The sequence below is a fragment of the Segetibacter koreensis DSM 18137 genome, from assembly GCF_000374045.1.
GTDB classification, from domain to species: domain Bacteria; phylum Bacteroidota; class Bacteroidia; order Chitinophagales; family Chitinophagaceae; genus Segetibacter; species Segetibacter koreensis.
This window is the reverse complement of the sequence record NZ_KB893337.1, coordinates 210,754-233,097: the sequence shown is the minus strand read 5'-3', so window position 1 is coordinate 233,097 and position 22,344 is coordinate 210,754. Positions and strand designations below refer to the sequence as shown.

General features: G+C 36.8%; 14 protein-coding genes. 12 read left to right on the top strand and 2 right to left on the bottom strand.

The features are described from left to right. Positions 1 to 110: 110 nt before the first annotated feature. The 12 genes from B154_RS0117510 (at position 111) to B154_RS0117445 (ending at position 20,512) form a co-directional block, all read left to right on the top strand. Positions 111 to 440: a hypothetical protein gene (locus tag B154_RS0117510; protein ID WP_018615566.1), complete on the top strand. Its 330-nt coding sequence runs from the start codon at positions 111 to 113 to the stop codon at positions 438 to 440. Between the two features lie 427 nt (positions 441 to 867). Further along, the gene (locus B154_RS0117505; RefSeq protein WP_026260275.1) at positions 868 to 3,576 is read left to right on the top strand and encodes an ROK family protein; all 2,709 of its coding nucleotides are present in this window, start codon (positions 868 to 870) and stop codon (positions 3,574 to 3,576) included. Further along, a complete protein-coding gene (locus B154_RS0117500; RefSeq protein ID WP_018615564.1) occupies positions 3,577 to 4,983 on the top strand; it encodes a sugar porter family MFS transporter in 1,407 nt (468 codons plus the stop codon). Positions 4,984 to 5,040: 57 nt separating this feature from the next. Beyond that, the gene (locus B154_RS0117495) at positions 5,041 to 6,354 is read left to right on the top strand and encodes a GH36-type glycosyl hydrolase domain-containing protein (RefSeq protein ID WP_018615563.1); all 1,314 of its coding nucleotides are present in this window, start codon (positions 5,041 to 5,043) and stop codon (positions 6,352 to 6,354) included. Positions 6,355 to 6,390: 36 nt separating this feature from the next. Further along, positions 6,391 to 9,279: a glycoside hydrolase family 38 N-terminal domain-containing protein gene (locus B154_RS0117490; protein WP_157580847.1), complete on the top strand. Its 2,889-nt coding sequence runs from the start codon at positions 6,391 to 6,393 to the stop codon at positions 9,277 to 9,279. A 220-nt stretch (positions 9,280 to 9,499) separates the two neighbouring features. Beyond that, positions 9,500 to 10,252 (top strand): GntR family transcriptional regulator, encoded by a 753-nt coding sequence (locus B154_RS0117480; RefSeq protein ID WP_018615561.1) that lies wholly within the window; start codon positions 9,500 to 9,502, stop codon positions 10,250 to 10,252. A gap of 392 nt (positions 10,253 to 10,644) precedes the next feature. Further along, entirely contained in the window at positions 10,645 to 13,725 is a 3,081-nt protein-coding gene (locus B154_RS0117475; protein ID WP_018615560.1) for a SusC/RagA family TonB-linked outer membrane protein, read from the top strand. An 80-nt stretch (positions 13,726 to 13,805) separates the two neighbouring features. After that, positions 13,806 to 15,314, top strand: coding sequence for a RagB/SusD family nutrient uptake outer membrane protein (locus B154_RS0117470; protein ID WP_026260272.1), 1,509 nt, complete (start codon positions 13,806 to 13,808; stop codon positions 15,312 to 15,314). A 159-nt stretch (positions 15,315 to 15,473) separates the two neighbouring features. Further along, a complete protein-coding gene (locus tag B154_RS0117465) occupies positions 15,474 to 16,502 on the top strand; it encodes an NHL repeat-containing protein (protein WP_018615558.1) in 1,029 nt (342 codons plus the stop codon). 36 nt (positions 16,503 to 16,538) lie between these two features. Beyond that, entirely contained in the window at positions 16,539 to 17,591 is a 1,053-nt protein-coding gene (locus B154_RS0117460) for a sterol desaturase family protein (RefSeq protein ID WP_018615557.1), read from the top strand. 470 nt (positions 17,592 to 18,061) lie between these two features. Continuing rightward, positions 18,062 to 19,045, top strand: coding sequence for a 6-phosphofructokinase (gene pfkA, locus B154_RS0117450; protein WP_018615555.1), 984 nt, complete (start codon positions 18,062 to 18,064; stop codon positions 19,043 to 19,045). Between the two features lie 177 nt (positions 19,046 to 19,222). After that, positions 19,223 to 20,512, top strand: coding sequence for a sugar MFS transporter (locus B154_RS0117445; protein ID WP_018615554.1), 1,290 nt, complete (start codon positions 19,223 to 19,225; stop codon positions 20,510 to 20,512). Between the two features lie 174 nt (positions 20,513 to 20,686). On the opposite strand, the gene B154_RS0117440 is transcribed toward B154_RS0117445, so the two are convergent. Both B154_RS0117440 and B154_RS0117435 read right to left on the bottom strand, forming a co-directional pair. Then, positions 20,687 to 21,226, bottom strand: a complete 540-nt coding sequence (locus tag B154_RS0117440) for a YciE/YciF ferroxidase family protein (RefSeq protein ID WP_033411929.1) — start codon at positions 21,224 to 21,226, stop codon at positions 20,687 to 20,689. Positions 21,227 to 21,354: 128 nt separating this feature from the next. Further along, positions 21,355 to 22,341 (bottom strand): YsnF/AvaK domain-containing protein, encoded by a 987-nt coding sequence (locus B154_RS0117435; protein WP_018615552.1) that lies wholly within the window; start codon positions 22,339 to 22,341, stop codon positions 21,355 to 21,357. Between the last annotated feature and the right edge of the window lie 3 nt (positions 22,342 to 22,344).

Here is a 22,344-nt window from a genome sequence, read left to right as displayed (position 1 = left end):
CTTCTAAAAGCTTTTCATATCGAATTCCCTCTTAAATATTGATTTTATACCAGATTTGCATACTTTTATTAATTGCATAACGTATAATAAGTAGAATAATCATTTTAAATATGCAGAGTTTAGTAAAACAGAAACCTACCATATATTGGACAGAAAGATTAAATGAAGAAAATTCTGTTTTTACCCCTGGCCTTATAGCCAAAAGTGATAAACTTTTAGATACTTATTTGCACAATTTATCAAAAGCGAAAGAGACATCTGAAATATGGAAAGCCATTCAAATTGTCGTAAAAGGATTTGACAAATTAAATCTTGATGACGATGGATTTATTGATATGGCAGAAAGAGAAGAATTAGCAGGTTTTATAAAATATGCAGCAGAAACATACGGTTTGAAATACGAAGGCGATGTAACCGAAGAGTATCGTACCGAATGGTGAATTGAAATTAAATAAGGCTGTAGAATAAGGTCGATGACCCTTATTGGTTAAAATCCAGCATTTACGAGCTTTACACATAATGCACGGATGTTTTAAAGCCCTTATCTTCAAAGTCTCTCAATCATACCTTACATAAAAACTTTTACCTTTTACCTTTTAACTTTTTTTTACATTTTTAGGTAAAAAATTGTTTTTTAACTATTATGTTACTATGTTTGAACATACAAATGCTTAACTGCTTTTGTTCTAAGCATTCAATTAGATAATCCAGTGCTGTAAAAATTAAACAACTTTGTTATTTTATTCATCAGTATAACTGCTGGCAGTTGCAGTAGGACTATCGTACAATACGCATTTCTATTTGATATCTTAAGTTAAATATGAACGGTTTAATAACCAATAGCGCAAACTTTTAAACAAATAATTTATCGCCAATTCATACATTATAGCGTTAGATATTGGAGGAAGCCATGTTGCAGGTGCATTACTGGATATGCAACGCAAGAAATTATTTACTGAAACTTATCAAAATGTGCCCCTCGATAGTAAAGCATCTCCTGATGATATTTTAAATACTTGGTGCTTCCTAATCAAAAGTATTTTGTCTCAAATAAATGAGAGCGAGTTACAAGGAATTAGCATTGCAGTACCGGGGCCTTTCAATTATGAAAGAGGTATTTGCATGATTGAGGGATTAGATAAATATGACGGCTGTTTTGGAATTGATGTGGCTCACTCTATAATAAACAGATTAAGCCTGCTTCAAAAGCAATTGACTGTTACTTTTTACAATGATGCGCAATGTTTCGTTGTTGGTGAAGCTGTATTTGGGGTTGCAAAAAGTTATTCAAAAGTAATCGGACTGACATTAGGGACTGGCTTTGGAGCTGCTTTTTATTCTTGTAACTGTCTTATTACAGATGGTCAACAAGTACCGAAGAATGGGGAATTGTACAATGTTCCATTTGAAGGAGGTATGGCAGAAGATTATATTTCTGCAAGATGGTTTTTGCAATCATACGAGCAAAAGACAGGCAAAAGGTTAGATGGCGTAAAAGAGTTGTATGAGAGGGCGGAAAATGACGTTATTGCCCGAAATCTATTTATTGAATTCGGGAAAAATTTAGGAAAAGTCCTGGCGCCGTTTATTTTGTCTTTTGATGCAGAATGTATTGTCCTTGGTGGCAATATTTCAAAAGCAGCAAAATACTTTTTACCCTCATTGCAACAGCAAATTGAAGATCAGAATTGTAACATAAAAATTTTGTTTTCTTCACTTGCTGAAAAAGCTGCGATCATGGGTTCGGCACAATTGGCATATGAAAAAATACAAGGTAAAACAGATAACGGGGTAAAAATTTTACGAAAAACAAATCAATTTCTTGTTCCGCTAGAAAGACCAGTCAATACAATAAAAGGTTATGATATTTTTCCTGCCTTTCCGCTTAGCGGTGCGTTTATGCAAACTGGATATGCTACCCTGGCGGAAGCGATCAAAGACAAAAAGACGGTTATAATCGAAGGATATTCCGGTGTTTTTTGGGATGAAATGGTAAGTTGTTTAAATGCTGTTTTAACAAGGCAAAATAAAAAAGTAACCTGGTTGTGTTCAGATGCAGGATTGAAAAGTGAAGAAGAGATAAATAAAATGCTTGAACCTTATCTTGGCGGTGATGACCCTTTGTTTGGTATTATCTATCCCGGTGAATTAATTGATTTTTTTGATATTAACAGGCTCTCGGCTTTCAGCATCGATCATGATGCAGATATTAACATTATATATGGTTGCGGCAGCAGCCTTGTTGCGAAAGAAGGTTTTTTAATTTATGCAGATGTGCCAAAAAATGAAATACAATTTCGTTCTCGTGCTTCTGCTATTACTAATCTGGGTGCAACCGGTTTTTATTCGCCTAAACAGATGTACAAACGTTTTTATTACGTGGATTGGATTGTGCTGAATAAACATAAAAAATCTTTATTACCAGATATTGATATAATAGCCGATACACAAAGGCCTAAACATCCGGTGTTTACTGACGGACATTCATTGAGAGAAACTTTGAAGGCGATGTCAAAAAGTGTTGTGCGGGCACGACCTTGGTTTGAACCTGGCGTATGGGGCGGCCAATGGATAAAAGAAAATATAAGCGAATTAAACCACGATGAAATAAATTACGCATGGTCCTTTGAATTAATTACGCCCGAAAATGGATTGCTGATTGAATACAAAAAATTATTGCTCGAGGTGTCTTTTGACTTTCTAATGTACTCTGATAATAAAGCGGTATCAGGAGACGCAGCCAAACGTTTTGGTGATGAATTTCCAATACGTTTTGATTTTCTTGACACATTCAGTGGAGGTAACCTTTCCCTTCAGTGTCATCCGTCAACAGCTTACATAAAACAAAATTTTGGCGAGAATTATACGCAGGATGAAACATATTATATCTTGAAGTGTGGGAAAGACGCCTCTGTATATTTAGGATTCCAGGATAACGTTGATGAGCATGCTTTTAAAATTGAACTGGAAAAAAGTTTTGAAACAAATAAAGAAGTAAATGTTGAAAAATTTGTTCAAAAACATCCTGCTCATAAACATGACCTTTTTTTAATACCTAATGGAACAATTCATTGTTCAGGCATTAATAATCTTGTACTTGAAATAAGCAGCACACCCTATATTTATACGTTTAAGATGTATGACTGGTTACGAAATGACCTCGAGGGCAATCCTCGCCCTTTAAACATAGATAGAGCTTTTGATAATCTTTGTTTTGAACGAAAGGGTAAAAAAGTGAAGGAAGAGCTCATCTCTAAGCCGTACAAATATTCTGGCGGAAAAGGGTGGGAGTGCTACCATTTACCTACCCACAAAGAGCACTTTTACGATATTTACCGCTACCATATTCATCCATTTTCTGTTGTTGAAATTGATACTGCAAATGAATGTCATATTATGAGTCTTGTAGAAGGTGAACGGGTAACTGTTCAAACAGTTAGCAGTTATTCGGCTGAATTTCATTATGCAGAAACTTTTTTTGTTCCTGCAGCAGCAGAAAAATATACCTTGAAAAATACTACCGCAGATGTTATACAAGTTGTTGTGGCTTTTGTGAACCCCAAAAAATATCAATAAATGGCGCACGTAATACAGCTGGAGAATAATGCAAAAAGCGTGAGCAGTAATTACGCATGGCTAATCTCACTAATTGTTGCCTTTGGTGGTTTTTTATTTGGTTTTGATACTGCTATTATTTCTGGTGCGTTGCCTTTGGTTAAAGAGCAGTTCTCGCTAAGTACGGCAATGGAAGGATGGTTTGTAAGTGCCGCATTAGTAGGTTGCATAACGGGCGTTGCTTTTTCCGGGTACCTTAGCGACAGGTTTGGCAGAAAGCAAATTTTGTTATTATCTGCCGTTTTATTTATTGCATCCTCAATTGGTTGTATGTTTCCTTCCACTATCGAGATGCTTATTACTTTTCGTTTAGTTGGCGGCATAGGTATAGGCATTGCTTCTATGCTTGCACCTTTATATATTTCTGAGTTTGCACCTTTACAGATACGCGGCAGGCTGGTCTCTTTTTACCAGCTGGCAATTACCATCGGGATAGTAGCAGCCTATTTTTCCAACGCTTATTTGCTCGGTTTTCAACAAAAAGAAAATATTTATGGATTTTTAAATTTAATACTTGTAAAAGAAACCTGGCGGGCAATGCTTGGAATAAACGTGATACCCGCTATTATCTTTTTTATATTGCTTTTATATGTTCCACAAACGCCAAGGTGGCTGGTTAAAAAAGGGTTCATTGATGAAGCACTTATCGTACTAAAGAAAGCAGTAGGTGAGAAGGAAGCCAGGCAAGAAATAAGCGATATTAAAGAAAGTTTCAATACTGTTTCTCCTGGCTTAAAAATTCTATTACAACCTGGTTACCGCAAAGCTTTATTAATAGGTGTGCTGTTGCCTTTTTTAGGGCAGTTTAGTGGTATCAACGCGATTATTTATTACGGGCCAAGAATTCTTAACCAAGGCGGACTTACATTAAGCAGTTCATTAGACGGACAGGTTACTATTGGAATTATAAATGTTTTGTCAACCTTTTTGGCGATAAAATATGTAGATAAGTTAGGACGCCGGCCGCTGCTAATATTTGGTACAACAGGAATTATTGTTGCACTTTTAATTGCAGCTGTTTTGTTTTATCTGAAACTTACTTCGGGCTATGCTGTTATCATCACCATTTTGTTTTTTATATTCTGTTATGCCTTTTCATTGGGACCTGTACAATGGGTAATTATGTCCGAAATCTATCCTAACCAGATACGCGCAAAAGCTATGACGGTTGCTACTATGAGCTTATGGATTGCTGCAACTGTTGTAGCACAAATATTTCCCTGGATGCTGGAAACAATTGGTGCGCAGGGTGCATTTTTATTTTTTGCAGCATGTAGTGCGTGTACTATCATTCTTACAATAAAAGCAATTCCGGAAACGAAAAATAAAAGTCTGGAAGAAATAGAAGCTTTTTGGAAGAAAGGGTAGGGAAGGAGAGAGCATTCGAAAGCAACAAAAAGATTTTTCAAGAATAATCCATTTAAAATGCCTGTATCAAAAATCATTTTTTCATTATCGGTAATTTTTTGCTTGTCTGTCTCTTTTCCTGTTGATGCACAAACAACCACTTCGTCAGAAACATTAGCGAAACAAATATTAGCTGATAAAAAAATAGACAGCGTATTTCTGAAAGCTAAAGACCTGATTTCAAAAGGTTTTACAGCAGGTTCAGGTTATGGAGAAATATGGATAAGAGATTTTAATACATTTATCAATGCATCACTCGATGTTGGTTCTCCAGAGGAAGTGAAGCAAAAGCTATTATTATTCTTTAAATTTCAAGGCGATGACGGCAATATTGTTGATGGCCTTATTCAAAAATCAAAAGCTTCAGCGGGATATAAATACAGGTATTCAGCACTTGATACTAACTGGGCGGCACATAAAAATACAGTAGAGACAGACCAGGAAACCTCACTGATTCAGGCAGTAAAAAAATATATAGACAAAACAAATGATTATGCTTTTTTAAATGAAAAAGTTGGTGACGCAACAGTTTTGGAAAGAATGATAAAAGCGCTTGCATATTTAGATAAGGATAGGATGGTAAAAGAATATGGATTGATAAAAGGCGCTACAACAATTGATTGGGGAGATGTACAGCCTGAAACAGGGTGGGGAGTTGCCATCAATGATAAAACAAAGTGGGCTGTTGATATTTATGATAATGCTATGCTACTGATTGCTATGAATGATTTGATGAGCTTATTGGATAAAAACGATGCAAGAAAAAAGAAATTGGAGCAGAATGCGGTTACGCTAAAGCATAATATAAGGAAGTATTTATGGAATGAAAAAACTAAAAAATACATACCTCATATTTACCTGGATGGCTCACCTTTTCCAAAAGATTTTGATGAACAACAAATTTTGTATACAGGTGGTACCACCTGTGCAATTTTAGCTGGTATCCATACTGAAGAAGAGATACGCGAAATTAATAACCAATTTTTAAAAGCTGCAGCATCAGAGCCAAAGGCTACCATTGGAATTACGGTTCACCCGCCTTATCCCACCTCTGTTTTTCCAAATATGGCTGCGTATACATATCAGAACGCGGGTGACTGGACATGGTTTGGAGGAAGAATGATTCAGGCTTTAATACAAAATGGTTTTTATAAAGAAGCTTATGACGAAATGGTTCCAATGCTCGATAGAATATTGCAATACAATGGTTTTTATGAATGGTGGGATGTGAAAACCGGGAAGCCAAAGGGCTCTGGTGAGTTTCGGGGTGAAGCAGGTGTTTTGTATGATGCCATAAACATGATTAAGAAGTGGACAAAGCAAAATCGTTGAGTGCAACTTGTCTTATTTTTTAAAAGAAATATATTAATGCAACAATTAAAATTCCTTTTCATAATAATCCTGCTTGCGGGCAACGTAAAGATGCATGCACAGACACACCAGGTATTTACAGATATTGAACTACAACCTACTGTAGCTTATATCAACTATAAAGGTCATGAATGCCGCATGATAAGACTGTTATTTAAAAATGGAAAAAGTTATAGTGATTTAAAGGTAAATATTTCATTTAACGGATTATCTGATTCTATTTCTTTGCCGGCAGACGCCGCGGGCATAGAAGCTTTCGAAGTGCCATTGCCAGGACCGCCAATTGCAAAAAATACCCAGGCAAGTATAGAAATAGAATCTGCTGAAAAATACCTGGCTTCACGATGCATTGTTGAACCTGCTAAAAAATGGACAGTTTATATATTGCCGCACTCGCATGTTGACGTAGGTTATACAAATCTTCAATCTAAAGTATTGAAGCTTCACATGAATAATATTGACGAAGCTATTGCCCTTGCTGCAAAAACACAAAATTACCCCGAAGGCGCTAAATATAAGTGGAATACTGAGGCTGTATGGGTAGTTGACAATTATCTTAAAAACGTAGATAGTACTAAAAAAAGTTTGTTTTGGGATGCCGTTAAAAAAGGATGGATAAATATAGATGCAGCGTATGGTAATATTAATACCAGCCTGACAGATTCCAGGCAGTTAATGCAAATGTTTCATACAGGTAAACAGCTTGGAAAAGAACATGGTATAGACATAGAAACGATGTTCCAGGGAGATGTACCAGGTTCATCGTGGGGTCTGGCGGCGCAGGTTAACCAAACAGGAATTAAATATTTTTTATCAGGTCCCAATGCATCAGACCGTATCGGTACTACTGCCAATTGGCAGGATAAGCCTTTTTACTGGTTATCTCCTTCCGGTACTCAGAAATTATTATTCTGGCAATGTCAGCCTTATTCAATTGGATACACACTAAAAGGTTCTAAGATTCCTAATTTCTTTAAAGTAGATGAACCCAAGGCATTTTATACCGGCCATCCTTCAGACAACTTTCTTAATCCTTATCTATTTCAATACCTTAATAAACTTTCAGATGAATCATTTCCGTATGATATGACCATTCTTACCTGGGCCATGAGTGACAATGCACCAATTGACCCTGAGTTGCCTGATGCTGTGAAGTTGTGGAATGAACGCTATACTTCACCTCGTCTTGTTATAACCTCTACAAAACAGTTTTTTGCAGATTTTGAGAAAAAGTATAAAAACGAAATACCTGTGTTAAAGGGTGATTATACTGAATATTGGACTGATGGTGTTGGTTCTGCTGCCAAAGAAACAGCCATTAACCGAAATACATCTTCAGAGCTGCAACAGGCAGATGCTTTATGGGCAATTCGTAATAAAAGCCCTTATCCTAAAAACAAATTCGAAGAAACGTGGAAAAATATTTTATTATTTAGTGAGCATACGTGGGGTGCGTACAACAGTATAAGTGAACCGGAGAACCCGAAGGTTAAAGAAGAATGGAAGATTAAACAAAGATTTGCTCTTAATGGGAAAAAGCAAGCCGATGAATTATTGCAGCTCGCAACACAAGATGTGCAGGCAATATCTAACGCAATTGACCTTTACAATACCTCTTCCTGGACTAGAACAGAATTAGTAAAAGTTCCTGCAAATCTTAGTACTGCCGGAGACCTTGTCAAAGATATTCGCGGTCATAAAATCGTATCTCAACGTTTGTCTACTGGCGAACTTGCTTTTATGGCAACAGACATTCCTGCCCTCGCTAAAGGCCGTTATACTATCAATTCAGGTAAATCATATTTTAAAGGCAATCCTGTAAAAATTACTTCCAACACGATTTCAAATGATATTTATACAGTTGAATTAAATCCGCAGACGGGTACTATAAAAAAACTGCTAAGCAAAATTTCAGGAAGAAATTTTGTTTCGGAGGATTCTGTAACATTTAATCAATATCTGTATCTTTTAGGAGATTCTTTAAAAAACATTCAAACAAGCAGCAATCCTGTTATAACTATAAAAGAAAATGGGCCATTGGTAGCAAGTCTTCTTGTAAAATCGAGTGCGCCGGGCTGCAATTCATTAATGCAGGAAATACGATTAATCACGGGTTCTGATAAAATAGAGATTATAAACACAGTCGATAAAAAAGCAGTGTTGAAAAAAGAAGGAGTGCATTTTGCTTTTCCGTTTAATATACCCAAACCTCAGCTCAGGTACAATATTCCCTGGGCAAGTGTATTAAATGGTTTTGATCAACTACCTAATGCAAATAAAAACTGGTATGCAATGCAACGGTGGCTAGACATCTCTAATAAAGAATATGGAATAACAATTTCCAGTCCTGATGCACCACTATTTGAGATAGGAAACGTTACTGCCCACTTGCTTGGGGGATTGCATAACTCTCCCTTATGGATAAAAGAACAGCCAACCTCGTCTCGCATCTATTCGTGGGTGATGAACAATCATTGGCACACAAATTTTGTTGCTTTCCAGGAAGGTGTTGTCTCTTTTCGTTATTTCATAAAAGCACATGAAAAAGCTTATAACGCCTTCAGTGCAAATCTTTTCGGAATAGAAAATCACAAACCATTAATTGTAGCAAAGGCTGCAGGTAAAGCAGGTGAAAAACTATTTTTTTCTGTGAATGGTCATACCCACGTCTTTGTTGAAAGTATGAAACCTTCTGCCGCAGGAAAAGGTGTTATTATGCAATTAGTAAACACCAGTAATAGGGCTGAAAATGTTACGATAAATTCTCGTGCAGATAAAACGATACATATTTGGACAACCAATATTTTAGAAGAAAAATTAAGGGCAATGCCAACAACTTTTAGCATTAGTGGCAAAGACAACTTAAGTGTTAGAGTTGAAGAATAATAAGATGAAGAATAACAGAAAAAGAAGTTTCGAGTCTTTTAAAAAAATAGGGAGAAATACTAAAAGCATTGCAACTTTTTAATTTGGTATTCATTCTAACCGGGAAGTCATTAATACTTTTTTTAATAAAAAAACGTATATAATAAGAGTTTGAATAAGAATTAATTTTAAGTATATACAAGAACTCATTTTCCAATAATTATTTTTCACTTATACTTTTATGCCTGAGAATGAAATTAAAAATCTAAAGATTGATCACAAAAGCAAATTACCCTTACATGTGCAGGTAGAGGAATTGCTTCGCCAACTAATATCATTGCCAAAGTATAAAAGTGGTGCTTTTCTTCCCAAAGAAGTAGAACTCGCAAATCGTCTTGGTATTTCACGTAATACGATAAGGCAGGCAACGAATAAATTAGAGCATGAAGGTCTTTTAATCAGGAAAAAAGGAATTGGAACCACCGTGGCTATCCATTCGCCCTTGCAAACCAGTTTAAACAATTGGTACAGTTTTACTCATGAAATGAAAAGCAGGGGTGTTAATGTCATAAACCTGGATTTAAAACTTGAAAAAGTGAAAGCAAATGCGCGGATAGCAAACTTTTTAAACATCGCTGCAGGAACTGAAATAGTAAAGCTTTCAAAGCTGAAAGGGCTGGAAAATGATCCCATTGTTTATTTCGAAAGTTATTTTCACCCCCGTATTGATTTAAATTACGAAGATGATTTGGATAAGCCTCTCTACCAATTGTTAGAAGAAAAATATAGCATTCTGGCAGATCGATCCAGCGAACATATTAATGCCATTACCGATGCTGGTATTGCTAAAAAATTAAAAGTACCATCAAAGTCACCCATTCTGTTTAGGGAACGTGTTGTATATGATCCCGGCAACAGACCGATAGAATATAATTTAGGATATTACCGCTCTGATAAATTCACTTACTCCATTGAAATAAAAAAAGAAGGATAATTTTCATTCTTACCTTTACCTTCACTTTTTTAAAAAAATAGCAAGCCGTCGTGTAGCCTTGCAACGCTTAGTTACGGTCTTAATTATTTATCATAAAACCATTTTTTTAGAAAAAAATTTTTTTTTAGAAAATATGTTACTATGTTTGAACATGCAAATGGATCATTCTTCCTGTTTGCTCAATTTATATTCATTGACCTATGTACTTTAAAATTTCAACTGATCAGGATAAAACCTTTGTATTGAATTTTTTTTTGTCAGAATAACTTAATAAAAATTTCTGCTGCTATACCTTGAGAAAGTAATAAAAGGACTAATAAGAGAAGGGTTAACGCCTTTGTAGTCTACCTGTTTTTATATTCAATTATTCAATCTTTTAAAATGTGCCATATATGACTAAAACTACACTTCGAGCATCTTTTTTAAGTGCTCTGTTATTCTTGCTGTTTCAGCTCGCCGGAGCCCAGACGAGAACGATTTCCGGTAGAATTACTGATAGCTCAGGGTCGCCATTGAACAATGCTTCAGTACAGGTAAAAGGTTCCAAAGCAGGTACTTTTACCGATGCAAACGGTAATTACACAATTAACGTTACATCCGCTAATCCAAAACTGGTATTTAGTTATATAGGAATGCAGCCCCATGAGGAGGCTGTCGGTAGCCAGACGACCGTAAATGTACAACTCCAAAATGCAAATTCTGCATTAGGTGAAGTGGTGGTAATTGGTTATGGAACGGTAAAAAAGTCAGATCTCACAGGTGCGGTTGCTACAGTGAAAGGAGAGCAACTAATGGACAAACCTGCACCGAACGTTTCACAGGCATTAGAAGGTAAAGTTGCGGGTGTTGATGTAAGTATTAACAGCAATGCGCCGGGTCAGGGTGCGAAAGTGCGCATTCGCGGCATTGGTTCTATCAATTCAAATATTGACCCGCTTTATGTTGTCGACGGGGTAATTGGTGTAGATCCTAATTCAATTAATCCTAACGATATTGCCTCACTTGAAGTATTGAAAGACGCTTCTTCAACTGCCATTTTTGGTTCTCGTGGTGCTAACGGGGTTATTATCATTAGTACTAAGCGCGGCAAGCGTGGAGATACCCGCGTTACCTATGATGCAAATGTAAACATGACCGATTTGTATCGTCACCTCAAGACGCTTAACGCTGATGAGTTTGTAAAAATATATAATGAGTCTTATGCAAATGGAACCAAGTTTGATCCGCAGGGCGGAACCTGGACGCCACCGGTTGCACTTAATCATGCAAGCTTACCTTTACTGTTTGATCAAAATGATAAACCTCTTTATAATACTAATTGGGAAAGTGAAGTATATAAACCTTCATTCTCTCAAACACACCAACTTAACTTTCAAGGTGGAGGAGAAAAATCTGTGTACAGTTTATCTCTTGGTTATCTTGACCAAAATGGTTTGATGATAAACTCGTGGTTTAAGAGGTATTCAGGAAAGCTTACTTTAGACAATGATGTAAAAAAATGGCTGAAAGTAGGTGGAAGTGTTTCTGTAATTAAGAGCACCCAGCGATTGATTTCTGATGCCAACGGAGCTTTAAATGTACCGAGGATGGTTACAGAAGAAGTTCCAATTGTGCCAATAAAATATCCTGATGGAACCTGGGCTGGCAACTTTGATATTGCTGGTCTTGAGGGCGGTCCAAATCCTGTGCATATATCAGAAAACAGGTACAACTTAAACAATAACTTTCAGAGTACAGGTGATGCCTACATGCTATTTCACATTACCAAAGACCTTGATTTTAAAACAGATTTAGGCTATAATCTAAGCTCTCAAAAGAACAATTTCTTTTCGTCTTCAGATCTTCCGCACTTATCCCAGGACCAGGGAGGAGATGCTTTTGTAAGAAATTATACCAATACTTACTGGCAATCTGAAAACTATCTTACCTACAACAAGCAAATAAATGCTAACCAGAAAATGACCGCACTGTTAGGTGCTTCATGGCAGCAGTATAATCAACAATATGTAGGCGCAGAAACACAAAATTTTATTGATAATTTTTTCCAATGGCAGTACCTCGCTGCAGGTTCAGTGCGTGCAAATGCTGAGTCAAATGGTTACAAATGGGCAATGAATTCTTATTATGCCCGTATAACGTACAATATCGACGAGAAATATCTATTCACTGCTACTGGCCGTTATGACGGGTCTTCCAAGTTTGGTAAAAATAATAAGTACGCTTTCTTCCCTTCAATTGGCGCCGCATGGCGTGTATCTGAGGAAGACTTTTTAAAGGGTAATAACGTTATCAACAATCTTAAATTGAGAGCCAGTTATGGAGCCTCTGGTAACCAAGAAATCGGTCAGTATCAATCCATTCCTCAGTATCAGGCAAGTACTACAGTATTGAATGGCGCTAATCAGTCGACTCTGTTGCCTGGTTATATTGGCAACCCAAATCTTAAATGGGAAAAATCATTGCAGGGCGATGTAGGTGTAGAGTTAGGATTGTTTAGGAATCGTATTAACCTGGATGTTGATTACTACAACCGTACAACAAAAGATCTATTATTGCAAGCGCCTATTCCCTGGTCAGCAGGAGAACGTACTGCAAGTGTTTACGAAAATGTTGGTTCTGTAAGAAATACCGGTTTTGAAGTGAGCCTGAATACAGTTAACGTAAAGACAAAAGACCTTACATGGTCTACCAACTTCCTTTTTTCTACCAACAAGAACAAAATACTCAAGCTTAACCAGGGTAATGCTGATATATTTCCTGGCCCTAACTTTTTGGGTCAAACCAACATTTTACGTGTAGGTGAGTCTATTGGTTCTTTCTGGGGAATGACACGCATTGGAACTTATAGTGATAAAGAAGCTGCTTTAGCTGCAGAACATAACCTGAAGCCAGGTGACAGGAAATACATTTACAACGCAGACGGAAGCCCTTATTACAGCATTATAGGTCATGCTTATCCTAAGTGGACCGGTACATTTAGCAGTACAATTAATTATAAAGGCTGGGATTTTTCTTTTGATATAAGGTTTGTACAAGGTGTAAATACAGCAGCTACATTTAAACATTCAAGTGAAGACAGGCAAACTATTGCTAACAGTTTAGCAACAGTATTAAATCAATGGACTCCTGAACATCAAAATACTATGATTTCACAAGTTCGTAATTATAAATTTGCTCAAGACTCTCATTTTGATACATGGTGGGTAGAAGACGGCTCTTTCGTCCGCGGTCAGAATTTTATCTTAGGTTATAGTTTGCCCAATGCTGCAACAAGAAAACTTAATATAGATCGCTTACGCTTCTATGCCAGCGTGCAAAATCTGTTTCTCATTACAAAATATACAGGTTACGATCCTGAAGTGGATACATTTAATTCAGGTTATGGATCAAACAGTGCATTTTCTCAAAACCTGGACTTTTTCTCATATCCTCGTCCACGTGTTTGGAATTTAGGTGTAACACTTGGTTTTTAATCTGAAAAAAAATGTAAGCAGCGTTTGAATGAATTGATGGATAGATACTGCCTTAATTAAAAAAAACAAATAATTCGAAAATGAGAACAATAAAAAATCTAACTATAGCTGTCTGTATCTTGATGGTATGTTCATGTAAAAAGTTTTTAGAAGAAAAACCGACCAGCTTTTTAACTACAAACTCCAACCTGTCCAGCCCCAAAGTTGCAAGAGCATTGGCAAATGGTTGTTATACCGATTTGCAAGGCCTTTTGTCTGGCCAGCCTTCTTCATATGGAGGTAACACATGGAACCTGTTGGAATTTATGACCGGCAAAGCCAATAGTGATTTAGGACAAACAGGTTTTATTAACTATCAAAACCTTAGTTATAATCCTACTTCCTTTTATGTAGATACGTGGTGGCAACATTTGTATTTAGGAGTAGGGGCATGTAACCTTGCATTGCAACAAATTCCAAAAATAACTGCAGGTGGTTTGAGTGATGCAGATAAAAGCAATATGCTTGCAGAAGCTCATACCTTACGTGCCTTGTATTATTTCTACTTAGTAAGAATGTACGGCGCAGTACCTAACGTAACGACAGTACCTACTGATTTGAACTTGAATTTACCCCGGTCAGCAGCAAAGAATATATATGACAGTATTATTATTCCTGATTTGCTTATCGCGGAAAAATCTACTCTTCCATGGTCTTCACAAACCGGCCTGGTATCAATGGGAGCTGTGGAATCTATATTGGCAGATGTGTACCTGACTTATGCAGGTGCAGCCATAAATGGCGGTCCGGAAAATTATTCAGAATCTGCAAAACGCTCCAAAGCTGTTATTGACAATGGAGGTTATTCACTGTTTCCAAATTATACTGATATGAATAATCCTGCCAATAAAAATAAGGGTGAGTTTATACTCCAGGTGCAATATGCGGCGTCAGTTCCATCCACCAATCCGCTTACCGCGCTTACTATTCCCAATTATTCAGGTATTTCTAAGTATTCTGATGAATACGGGTCTGTTTACCCTACTAACCAGTTCATTGCTTCTTTTCCTGCAGGTGATAAAAGGGTACAGGAGCGCCAGTTCTTTTTCACTAAATATAAGAGTATTAAGTCTGCAGATACCGTAGTTTTCAAAAATCATTACATCTACAAATGGTTTGATTCTACTGCGGTGGTTAGCACAGCAAAGTCTGATCTTAATTATACCTTATACCGTTTGGCAGATGTCTACCTGATGTATGCAGAAGCATCCAATAGAGCAGAAGGCCATCCTAATGCTAACGCAATTGCTTATGTAAATGCAATCCGCGGTCGTGCCCAGCTTGCTCCCATCGGCAGCTTGTCACAGACAGATTTCGAACATGAAGTATGGTTACAGCGCTATTACGAACTATGTTTTGAAAATAAAATGTGGTTTGATATGCTGCGCACAAGAAAAGTGCATAATGATGTGACCGGTAATTGGGATAATTTTGTAGGACATACAACGGTTTTTGGTGCCACGTTTACTGAAAAGCAATTATTGTTTCCTGTACCAAAACAAGAATCAGATGTAAATCCTAACCTATTGCCAAATAATCCTGGCTTTTAATTCGACATAAGTGAAATAAACAACAATACTAACTTCAGCAGTATTAAGGGATTTTAACTAAGTTAGTTTGTAATATTGATAAAATGCTATAACTTATTGGCCGGTTTAGAGTTTCAAGACATACTCTTTACCGGCTAACAAGTTTAAAATAAATTAATTATGGAAAGAAGAAGTTTCATACAAAAGGCGGCAATGGCGACAGGAGGAATACTGATTATGCACGATTTGTTTGCGAGAAAGGCGGATAAACTGTATGGTTATAACAATATGACCTATACACTTGATACAGCCTGGTCTAAAACAAACGCTTCTCAATTTCCTGTTAACGATTGCCACGAAATGGTTCAGGATAAAAAAGGAAGAATTATTCTCCTAACAAATGAGACAAAAAATAATATTCTTATTTACAATACAGGTGGCAAATTGTTAGATAACTGGGGACACATTTTTCCCGGAGGACATGGATTGACACTTCACAATGAAAATGGTACCGAATTTTTGTATATTACAGATACTGTAAAACACCAGGTATATAAAACTACTTTAGATGGAAAGGTATTGCTTACCATTGATGCACCTTTAGATGCCGGAATATATTCGAAGCCAGAGGAATTTGTACCTACTGAAACAATTATTGATGATACTAATGGCGATATATTTATTGCGGATGGTTATGGTGCTCAATATATTCTTCAATATGACAATAAGGGAAAACTAAAAAATTATTTCGGAGGCAGGGGAGAAGGTGATGCTCATCTTGACAATGCACATGGAATTTGCTTCGATACACGCAATAATAAAAATGAGCTGCTAATTACCGACCGTACCAGGAACTGTTTTAAAAAATTCAGTAAGCAGGGTGAACTTATCGAGATAATAAAACTTCCGGGAGCTTGTGTTTGTCGGCCGGTAATTAAAGGAGATCACCTCTATGCAGCCGTACTCAGATCACCCAATATGGATGCAGCCGGAACAGGTTTTGTAACCATTCTTGATAAAAATAATAAAGTCATAAGCAATATCGGTGGCAGCGAGCCGAAATATGATAACGGTGTTCTCCAACCTATGAGTCAGACCGACAAAATATTTGTTCATCCTCATGATGTTTGTATTGACCGGGACGAAAATATTTATGTTGCTCAATGGGCGTCAGGCAAAGTGTACCCGTACAAGTTAACAAGAGCGTAAGGCTCTTATTGTTTAAAAACGATTGAAATTGTGCATATGGAATTTTTTAAAGCAATCTACGATTGGTTAATAGGATTCTTTGGAATAGAACAATTACTGAAGATTCTTAGATCAGGAAATTATAATTCTTTTCTTACTTACGATGGATTCATTTCTATTATCCGTCCACTCTTCCCCATAGTTCTTGTTCTTGAGATCATAGGGGCCCTATTGTACAGAAAATTTAAAGTTCTTCATTACAAGATACCTTTTTTCTCTTTTGTATTAAATGCTGTAATTGGCCGGTTTATTTCAATCGCAGCTGTCGTTTTTTGTATAGGTCTTTTTCAAAGATTTGCAATAATTAAAATCTCTTTTACCTGGTACTGGTTTATTTACGGCTACGTAGTATGGGAGTTTGGACACTTCATTTACCACTATCTCGGCCACAAAGTGCGCTTATTCTGGTGTCTACACTCTACACATCACGCGCCAGAAACTATGAACCTTTCTATTTCTTACGCTCATTTTTTTCTAGAAGGACCTTATGCCGACCTCATCAGAACCACTGTGTGCATATTGCTGGGTGTTCCCCCCGAGATGTTGTTCGTAATAATGTTTATTGATGGAGTTTGGGGTGGATTCATTCACATAGGTGAAGGCATGGTAAAAGATGGCCGTATTGGTTTTTTGCACAAATTTATCCTTACCCCTTCCCACCATAGGGTTCACCATGCAAAAAATCCATTGTACATGGATACCAACTTTTGCAACCTTTTAAATATATGGGATAAGGTATTTGGCACTTATCAGCCTGAGGAAAAGGATGTTCCGGTTGAATATGGGATTACAAGAGAAATGAAACGTAACAGTTTTCTGGATGCTTACTTTGGAGAAATTGGTGCGTTGGTGAAAGATGTAAGAAGGGCGCCGGGGATAAAAAACAAACTATTGTATATTATTATGCCTCCGGGATGGAGTCATACAGGAGACCATAAGACTTCAAAGAAAGTGAGGGGTGAATTTTTAAAACAGCATTTTCAGGAACATAAGATGAAAGCTATAAATACGCCCGCCGCCCCGGAAGCATTTCACCAAGCCGGGAGCTAGCAAATTTTTAGAAAATTCTAAATAAGAGATTTATTTCATTAACCTTTTTTGCAATCTCAGAATCATTTTTTTCTATAGTTTCATTTCTTAGATAAACTTTGAGACGAGCTATCGCGGTTTGAGCTAATTGCAGGCATTTAGGGTAAATCTTTTTTGCCTGCATTTGGTCATCGTCAAACATCTTGCGATGTAATTTGTTTGTAAGCAATACGATCACCTGCGTTTTACAATATTTCTAGTCAAATCTTTAAAACGTTACTAATATTCATAAGTAATTTTTTCTTTATTGCAATTAACTGATCGTATTCGAATTGTACGATTGATTTTGCTTTCTAATTTCACGGTAAACTTTTTATTTTTTGAATACCTGAAAATCCTGTTTATCTTTCCTCGCCTTTAGATAAAATTATTATTGAATTTATTGTAAATAATGTTTATCTGTTTTATAAAAGTTATGAAAAAGAGTATCAGTGGAAAACAAAATTAAACGTATAGCAGTCTTAACCTCAGGCGGCGATGCGCCGGGAATGAATGCAGCAGTCAGAGCAGTAGTTCGAACTGGTATTTATTATGGTTTAGAGGTGTATGGAGTTATGAGAGGTTACCAGGGATTAATTGAAGAAGACATCTTTAAAATGGAATCACGTTCGGTAGCTAATATCATTCAGCGAGGTGGCACCGTTTTAAAAACTGCACGTTGCAAAGAATTTTACACTTACGAAGGCAGGAAGAAAGCGAGTGAAACGCTACAAAAAAGAGGGATAGATGGATTAGTGGTGATTGGAGGAGATGGTTCTTTTAGGGGAGCTACCCTTTTAGGCCAGGAATTTGGCATTGGGTGTATAGGTCTTGCCGGCACTATTGATAAAGATATTGCAGGTACTGACTATACCATTGGCTTTGACACTGCTGTTAACACTGCTGTCGAAGCGATTGATAAAATAAGAGACACTGCTGATGCGCATGATCGCCTGTTTATTGTAGAGGTAATGGGTCGGGATGCAGGCTATATTGCGATTTATAGCGGTATAGCAACTGGTGCAGGAAATATTTTAATTCCCGAGCGAAAAACGGACATGGAAAGCGTAATAGCTTTTCTTGTGGAAAGAGAAAGAAGAAAAAAACTGGTAAATATTATTGTAGTGGCAGAAGGTGATGAGTTCGGCGGGGCGAATGAAGTAGCCAAATATGTAAAAGAAAGGCTGCCTAATATTGATACGAGGGTATGCATCTTAGGGCATATACAACGGGGCGGCTCACCGTCAGCTCTTGACAGGCTTATCGCAAGTCGTATGGGATATCATGCGGTTGAATCTTTAATACACGGGAGACACAATGTTTTTATTGGCATTCTTAATAACAGGCTAAATTATGTTCCATTAGATAGTATAGGCAAACAGAAAGGGCACATAAACGAAGAGTGGATAAAGATAATGAAAGTATTAGCCTACTAATGGTAAGAATCCTTTCTAAATAATTTTTTTTCAATTTATTCGTCAAAAAAATTTTATACAACTTCTGGCATCTATGCCTGTTAATAATGCATCTTCATTTTAATTCTTTATTAGCTGTAATAAATCATACCGTAAATAATAGCGAAAATCATCATCACTAAATATCTTTAAAAAACAATGGAAAGCACCTCAGTCTTAAAAAACACTGTCAAAGAAAACAAAAAAGAAAAAGCGGGCCTCAGTCCGATTGTGATAATCGGTTCTTTGTTTTTTGTCTTTGGTTTTGTTACATGGTTAAACTCTGTTCTTATTCCTTACCTTAGAATAGCATGTGAACTAAATAATTTTGAAGCTTACTTAGTTGCATTTGCTTTTTATATTGCTTACCTGGTAATGGCTATTCCTTCTGCATGGGTATTAAAAGTTACCGGCTTTAAAAAAGGAATGGCAGTGGGACTTTTTATTATGGCTGTTGGCGCACTCATTTTTATTCCCGCTGCTCTCTCACGTACATATATTCTCTTTTTGTTGGGGCTATTTGTACAGGGTACAGGTCTTGCAGTCTTACAAACCGCTTCAAATCCATATATTACTATTATCGGCCCCCGCGAAAGTGCTGCAAAGCGGATAAGTATCATGGGCATTTGCAATAAGATTGCCGGCGCTATTGCACCAATTGTCTTAGGTTCTATTGCTTTAAAAGATGCAGACTCATTAGTCCTTCGTCTTAAAACAATGAATGCGGTAGAAAAATTGCAGGAGTTAAATGCATTAGCCAGCAGGGTTATAGTTCCCTATATCTTTATCATTATTGTTCTTTCAGCTTTAGCTTTTCTTATTTTTAAATCTGGATTGCCTGAAATAGATACTGACAATGAGGATGAGGCTGTAGCGGCCGCTAATACTCATAAAACGAGCATTTTTCAATTCCCGCATTTATTATTAGGCGTTCTGACGTTGTTTTTTTATACTGGGGTAGAGGTGATGGCAGGAGATACCATTATTAGTTATGGCGCATCGCAGGGCATACCATTATCAACTGCAAAATTTTTTACTACATTTACCCTGGTAGCTATGATCGTAGGATATATCATTGGTATTATTAGTATACCTAAATTTATAAGTCAGGCTAAAGCATTAAAGTTTTCTGCTATTCTAGGTGTAATTTTCTCCCTCGCGGCAATTTTTTCTTCAGGATATGTTTCAGTTTTATTTATTGCTCTGTTGGGTCTTTCAAATTCACTGATGTGGCCTGCTATTTGGCCTCTCGCAATTGCGGGTCTTGGCCGGTTTACTAAAATAGGTTCTTCTTTTTTAATAATGGCAATAGCAGGAGCAGCTTTGCTTCCATTATTATATGGTCGGCTCGCTGACGTTTTCAATGGTCAGCAAGCTTACTGGATCTTGATTCCATGTTATCTTTTTATAGGGTATTATGCCACTTGGGGACATAAAATAAGAAGATAATATTTTCTCTATTGAATTTAAAAGTGAATAATTCAGTAGCGAATAATCTTAGAATTGTAAGCAGTACCTGTTTAATAAAACTAAAAAAACAACTTTAAAGTTGTTTTTTTAGTTTCCAGCCAAAATTTTCTAATCTAAAATTCTTTTTTAAAATTTTTTCTAATCTGAAAGTCATTATTTGTCGGCAGGTTCAGCTTTGGCTTCGTAATTAATGTGTTCTTCTGCTATTTTGGTTAATAATAAGTCTGCTTCTTTTTCTTCGCCAAGCGTTGTTCCCAGTATCTCAGAAACTTGTTGCATGCCTAAAGTTTTAGCCAGCTGTGCTAATCCGCCATAGGTTGCAATTTCATAATGTTCCACTTTCTGTCCGGCAAAGATTAAACCTACATCCCTTGTCGCCGTACCTTTTTCAGTTTCAGAAATAATTCCTTCTCCTTCCTCAATTATTCCTGCCATAGCTTCACATTTTTTTCCAACAGCTTTTTCTCCTAATATTTCAAAAACCTGTTCAAGCCGCGATACGTGTGTATTGGTTGCCTCCAGATGAGTTTCAAAAGCATGCTGCAATTCTGTAGAAGTGGCCGCTTTTTTCATTTTAGGAAGCGTTTTTACCAAATGCCTTTCAGCCCAGTAAATATCTTTTAATTCATCTATAAAGAATTCCCGAAGTAGCGAGTCTGATGACTTAACCGAGCCTGTTGATGATTTTGACATAATTATTTTTTTAATAGTTACTAAAATTTGATTTCTTACCTGGTATATCAAATAAGAAAAGACAATTGCTTTAAAAGAAAAAGCAGCAACCAAATGTTGCCGCTTTAGTTCGAAACCTCATACCCTTTTTATAAATTATTACTATTTGTATCCCTGGTCCTAAGATCTTCTTTTTCAAGATTTTCAACATCTACCTCAGTTTTACGAACTGTATCTTGTATTGTTTCTTTTCTTTCTTCTACTTCCTTACCTATGCTAACTTCTTCAACTACCCTCGCCTCTTTGTTCACTACGGGCACCTCTGCACGTTCTACCATTTCAATATCTCTCTCCTTGAAGTTTTCTAAATCAGCACTTGTTGCAGGCCTGTCTACAGTATTTCTTTCTACATTTACTCGTTCTTCTCTTAAGCGTACAGACTCTTCTACCGGGCGTTCTACAATTCTGCTGCGTACGCGTACTCCGCCTGTTCTGACTTCACGTTTTCCTACTTCGATGTTTTCTTCAATTATAGGAATCTTTTTTGTTTCATCACTTGTTAAGTCATTTCTTAAACCAGATTCTGTTGTATCTAGATTACTGGTAGTGCCAGTGGTACCTGTATAACCTGTAGAGCCGGTAACACCTGCCAAACCTGTTGTTGTATCAGTAGCCAGCGAAGAGTAATCGGAAGTATCTGTATTAGTTACCCCTGTACCTGTTGTACCAGAGTAACTACCAGTTTTGCTGTAACCTAATTTTGATGCATGTTCGTCTACATCTACTGCACCATTATCATCAAGTATATCTGCAATTGTTTCAGCTTCATCACTTGACTGTGCATGCACGGTTAATATAGATTGCGCACGGGAAGCAACCCTTGTGTATTTATCTGCATCATCGTCGTCATCCCCGAACAGGTTTTTGAAAAACCTTGAAATCCCGCTTTCATGCTCGTCTTCATGCCTTACAGCGGTAGAAGAATATGTAGAGTCGGTTGATGAATAAGATGAATTTGTACTATTGCCTGAAGAAACATCTATTCTGTCTCTCGTTATACCTGCGTCAATTAGTTCCTGCACAGCTTCCTGAGCTTTGGAAGAACTTTCGAAAATACCAATTACTGTTTGTGCCATATT